At 39.9% G+C, this 4,831-nt stretch carries 5 protein-coding genes; 3 read left to right on the top strand and 2 right to left on the bottom strand.

The features are described 5' to 3' along the window. The first annotated feature begins 102 nt into the window (after positions 1 to 102). Genes H592_RS24505 through H592_RS0100420 form a run of 3 tightly spaced genes read left to right on the top strand, consistent with a single transcriptional unit; the run spans position 103 to position 2,035 of the window. Positions 103 to 408, top strand: a complete 306-nt coding sequence (locus H592_RS24505; protein WP_245600339.1) for a site-specific integrase — start codon at positions 103 to 105, stop codon at positions 406 to 408. Between the two features lie 41 nt (positions 409 to 449). Further along, positions 450 to 989 carry a tyrosine-type recombinase/integrase gene (locus H592_RS24500; protein WP_245600338.1) on the top strand — a complete coding sequence of 180 codons (540 nt, stop codon included), beginning with the start codon at positions 450 to 452 and terminating at the stop codon, positions 987 to 989. Continuing rightward, positions 986 to 2,035: an IS91 family transposase gene (locus H592_RS0100420; RefSeq protein ID WP_028866992.1), complete on the top strand. Its 1,050-nt coding sequence runs from the start codon at positions 986 to 988 to the stop codon at positions 2,033 to 2,035. The genes H592_RS24500 and H592_RS0100420 overlap by 4 nt, the downstream gene beginning before the upstream one ends. Before the next feature lie 293 nt (positions 2,036 to 2,328). Here the strand turns inward: H592_RS0100420 and H592_RS0100415 are convergent, their stop codons facing one another. Together H592_RS0100415 and H592_RS0100410 are read right to left on the bottom strand one after the other, a co-directional pair. Continuing rightward, positions 2,329 to 2,547, bottom strand: a complete 219-nt coding sequence (locus tag H592_RS0100415; protein ID WP_028866991.1) for a hypothetical protein — start codon at positions 2,545 to 2,547, stop codon at positions 2,329 to 2,331. Positions 2,548 to 2,761: 214 nt separating this feature from the next. Next, entirely contained in the window at positions 2,762 to 4,294 is a 1,533-nt protein-coding gene (locus H592_RS0100410) for an IS1182 family transposase (protein ID WP_028866990.1), read from the bottom strand. Positions 4,295 to 4,831 lie beyond the last annotated feature (537 nt).

Genomic DNA, 4,831 nt, shown 5'->3' with positions numbered 1-4,831 from the left:
CTTGTTGAACGAAGCCGCTGTGCGGCAGAAAAACAAAATACCAATAACGTTCATACTTATATCTATATCACTTTTCGGTGATATCTAATAGGAGTATAAGCCATGAACACTTCAGAGCAACAACACTTTAACCTTTTATATCAACAGCATTTGACCAACCTAACACTGCAAGGCATGAGACCTGCCACGATTGATGCCTACTCTCGTGCAGTACGTAGAATAACTACCTTTTTTGACCGCACACCTGACACATTAACCAAAGCAGATTTAAAGTGTTACTTTGCACAACTCATTCAAACTCACTCATGGAGTACCATTAAATTAGACCGAAATGGATTACAGTTTTTTATAAACATACTCTCGATAGACAGTGGGAATGGCTCAATATTGTCAAACCACCACAAGTAAAACGCATTCCAGACATTCTCACGCCACAACAAATTGGATTGATGATTAGCCACACTCGTGCGTTACGTTATCAGGTGTTTTTTCTTGTTTTGTACAGCATGGGATTACGCTTAAGTGAAGCCCTTGATTTGACGGTGAACGACATTGATAGCCATACCATGCAAGTGCATATTCGCGAAGGTAAAGGAGGCAAAGACCGTTTACTCCCTTTACCCAAACGAACACTTTCTGCATTACGTTGCTATTGGTCAACGCATCGTCATACGCAGTTGTTATTTCCAAGTATTGGTAAAAATACACAAGTGCCGATGGATAAAGGCAGTGTGCAGAAAGCGTTGAAAAAAGTAATGACTGAATTGGGTATTAATAAATCTATCAGTCCACATTCATTACGACATTGCTTTGCAACTCATCTCTTAGAGCAAGGTATTGACCTACGCTCTCTGCAAATACTATTGGGACATCACAGCCTGAATACGACAGCGAAATACACTCAACTTACCCCACTCAAACAAAAAGATAATGTCACCGCCTTGAACCAATTAACCAACAGGTTATCAATTCAATGGGAGGCATCATGAGCCAATTTATTGCACTACTTGAGCGCTATCAAGCAAAACTGGAGCAACAATATGGTGGATTGTTGAATCAAGATATTCGTCGCGCTATCACTGATATGCTGCACTGTAAAAACGATGTAAATCGAACGACCCAATGGCATTGTGGCCATTGTCAGCATGACCAACAACTCCCAGCATCCTGTGGGAATAGAAGTTGTCCACAATGTTTGCATCAAACCACTTCAAATTGGTTAGCTAAACAGACCGATAAACTATTACCCGTGCACTATTTTATGGTCACCTTTACGCTACCTTATCAATTGAGAGTACTGGTTCGTCAACACCCCAAAGCACTGTATCAATTGATGTTACAAGTGACGGCGGGCATATTAAAAGACTTTGCCAAGCGAGAGAATAAAGGCAGTTTAGGATTTACTAGTGTATTGCACACACATAATCGTCGCCGAGAATGTCACCCTCATGTGCATATTATTGTGCCCTGCGGACGATATAATGCTGTGAAAAAACAGTGGTGTAAAAGTGATAAGCAATATCTGTTTAATGAATTTGCACTCGCTAAAGTATGGCGAGCAAGAGTCATTGATGCGATTAACCAGAGCGCGAAGTTAACCATGCCCACTGACACGCCTAAAAAATGGATGGTAGATTGCCGTAAGGTCGGATTTGGTGCTTCTGCTTTTAAATACTTATCACGCTATCTGTATCGTGGCGTGTTACCCGATAAAGACATTATTAATCTATCCGAAGAAATGGTCACATTTAAGTATAAAGAAAGCAGCACTAATATGACTAAAGAACGTACTTTACCTGTGCTCGAATTCTTGTGGTTAATCTTACAACACGTGTTACCAAAAGGTCTGCAACGGGTGAGAGATTACGGGTTTTTAAGAGGCAATGCCAAACAATTGCGACTACAAATATTGCTGATATTGGGGAGCGATATAAGCACAATGGCGACACCAGTAAAACGCAAGCGTGCTGTCTGTATTTGCCCATGCTGTCACCATGAAATGCATTTTATGGGCTTAAGTCGACTGAGAAACTAATGCGTGAAAACGTACGGTCTTAAACAGATAATTGACACAAATGAAAGATTAACAAGCCAGAGAGGTGATATAGCATCCAACATATAAAATATAACATACTGATATAATTGAGGTATCAATTGTATATTAGTGAGACTCGCCTTAAAGAAAGTTGAATTATTGAGCCAGCCCAAAACCCATTCCACTATTTACTATATAAAGCAAAGAGTCTCATTCGGGCTTGTCCAACACCCAGATAAGGTGTCGGCTGCGCGACACCTATCCTTGTTTGTTATGTTTTTATATTTACGGAACTAGACTTCTAGTAAAATGTTGTCGCCACTAGCTTGAATTATACGTAATACGTTATCTGTACTATGGTCATCAAGGTTTCTAATAGTTACAGGTCTCCCAACTGAATTAGCAACCTCAATGATTTTCAAAACATTATCCGTACTTCTTCCTTCACAATTTATACTAAGCAAACCACCTGCTTTAACAAGTTTAATAACATTATCTGTACTTCTTGACATACATACTCCATTTGGATGATTGAAAACATAACGAGGCTGTAGAATTTCTCATTCTCAGCCCGAATTTTAATTATAAAAACACAGTATTTTATATTTACTTTAGATTCAAATAGATTATTCACTTTTCAATAAATGATTGATTAAATTGAGTTGTAAGAGTATTTATGAGGTTAATTAGGCTGTATTATTGAGGCTAAAGGGCTTTGCCCTTGGCTTAATGTAAACTATTCCTTAACTTCTCAATATTATGAACAAGGCAGTACATCTGCCACTGGGTATTCACTTTCTCTTGGCCGCGCAGTGTGAATTTATTCATGCCTTTATTCACTGTGATATTACCAAATACAGGTTCAATAGCACCGAGTCGTTTGCTATATTCACGCCTGCCTGGGCTACTGTCTATTTTCACTCGCATTCTATCGGTATAAGAAATGTGCTTCGTTGTTTTACCTGTTTCAAATTGAACTTGCCGACCTTGTTTAGTGGGCACTTTTCGCATGCATTGCTTTTGCAATGGACAAACACGGCAATCCTTCAAATAACCAGAGAAACGAACGTATTGCCGACCGGCGGTTTCAATGTTTTTAACACTTAACCACATTTCTTTACCCGCAGGACAATGGCATTCATTTTTCTTTTTATCAAAGTAAAAGTCTTTGCTATTGAACAATCTCGCTCGGCCTTTACTGCGTTTCAATCGTCGTTTTTCTTGCTCTGTATGATAGGTTTCGCTCTCTTTAAATAATGGATTACGACTTCTAAATGCAGTGTCTGCAATGTAAGCATCAAGCCCCGTTGTAGCCATAAACTCAAGATTGACTTCACTATGAAAACCGCTGTCTGCGGTAAATTTTGCTTCACACAAGGCTTCAGGCGTACCGAGTTCAGTCAGTTGTTTTTTCAAGTCTTCGATAGCGGGTTTTAAGGTTTGTTGCTCTCCCACACTTCCCCATGTTTGGGCTTGTAAAATGATTTGATGTTTATCATCGTTAATCGCAATGCCATTGTAGCCTTGAATCGTACCTTTACTCGTGGTCATCTTGGCACTGTCTGGATCAGTGATATTACTTTTCACAGGCTTTCTCTGACTACCTAACTTCTCTTCATTGGTCGCCAAAAATTCTTTAATTTTATCCGCGCTTTTATCAAGTTTAGCCTGTTGTTTTAAATCATGGGTAATTTCATCTTCACTCAAACTATCTTGTGCTTGATGGCGGGCAAGTATGCGCTGACTTGCTCTGCGCAACTTCGCTTGTTTACGCTCAAGTTCATCAAATGTGCCACTCCACTCTTTACTAGCGTTCGAACGAATTTTACATCCATCAATCGCAAACATATTACGGCCTATCAAACCTTCACGGTCGCATATCATTAATACTTGAGTAAAAAGTGGTTCAATTTGGTCTTTCATTTTAGCGACAAAACTGGCAATTGAAGTGTAATGAGGTTGTACGTCACCCGATAAACTCATGAAGGTAATATTGGTTTCACAAGCATTTGCAATGCGACGACTGCTGACTAAGCCTCGTGAATAACCAAACAAGATTATTTTAAGCATGACTGAAGGAGGATAAGCAGCCGCGCCATTTTTATCGTTGCTGTACCATTTATCAAAAGTACTTAAATCAAGGTGTTTGTCGACGATATGAGAAAGTGCGTATTCAAAAGTACCGGGGATAATTTGCTGTGCAAAATCAATCGGAATGAATTTACTTTGGCAAGATAAGTCAGGTTTGTAGTTGGCCATCACATTTAACTCTGAGCGAATAATAACTATTAGATCACAGTCGATCACCGCATTCAAGGTCATTTTTTGCACAATGAGACATAATTGAAAAAAGAGCGATAAACGCTCTTTTTGGAGAAATTCTACAGCCTCAACGCCGTTTTAAGCGGCGAGAAACAGTTTGCTAAAATGTGAAACGAAGTGGAACCGAGCAAACTGTTACGAGTCCGACTTGAAAACCCTTGTGTACGCCCAGCATGGGCATGAACTAATGAGGTGAAAGTCCTCTGTAGGAAGATCACCGTTTAATCAATTAAATGATTAAACGCTAACTACTAGCGAATGGCAAGGGCTTATCCGTGAGGATGGGTCCGGAGGAAGCCGCTAGCAACTTTGCGAGCTGATGAACAAGAACATCATATGAGGCGTAGGCTAAAGGTGAGTTGGCACAAGATAACGAAACCACGTGATCTAATGGCCACCGTAAATGATGCAGCAGTGCAAAGAAAGTACATGCTCTTATCTGGGGAGATCTGCTTAACACGCGATCGGTAACTT

The sequence above is a fragment of the Psychromonas arctica DSM 14288 genome, from assembly GCF_000482725.1.
Taxonomy (GTDB): domain Bacteria; phylum Pseudomonadota; class Gammaproteobacteria; order Enterobacterales; family Psychromonadaceae; genus Psychromonas; species Psychromonas arctica.
Note: the sequence above shows the minus strand (reverse complement) of the source record. Positions and strands in the feature narration are given on the sequence as shown.

Bases quoted from the DNA above. Each gene is read 5' to 3' on its own strand.
- H592_RS24500 (WP_245600338.1), top strand. From the start codon at position 450: ATGATTAGCCACACTCGTGCGTTACGTTATCAGGTGTTTTTTCTTGTT.
- H592_RS24505 (WP_245600339.1), top strand. From the start codon at position 103: ATGAACACTTCAGAGCAACAACACTTTAACCTTTTATATCAACAGCAT.
- H592_RS0100415 (WP_028866991.1), bottom strand. From the start codon at position 2,547: ATGTCAAGAAGTACAGATAATGTTATTAAACTTGTTAAAGCAGGTGGT.
- H592_RS0100410 (WP_028866990.1), bottom strand. From the start codon at position 4,294: ATGGCCAACTACAAACCTGACTTATCTTGCCAAAGTAAATTCATTCCG.
- H592_RS0100420 (WP_028866992.1), top strand. From the start codon at position 986: ATGAGCCAATTTATTGCACTACTTGAGCGCTATCAAGCAAAACTGGAG.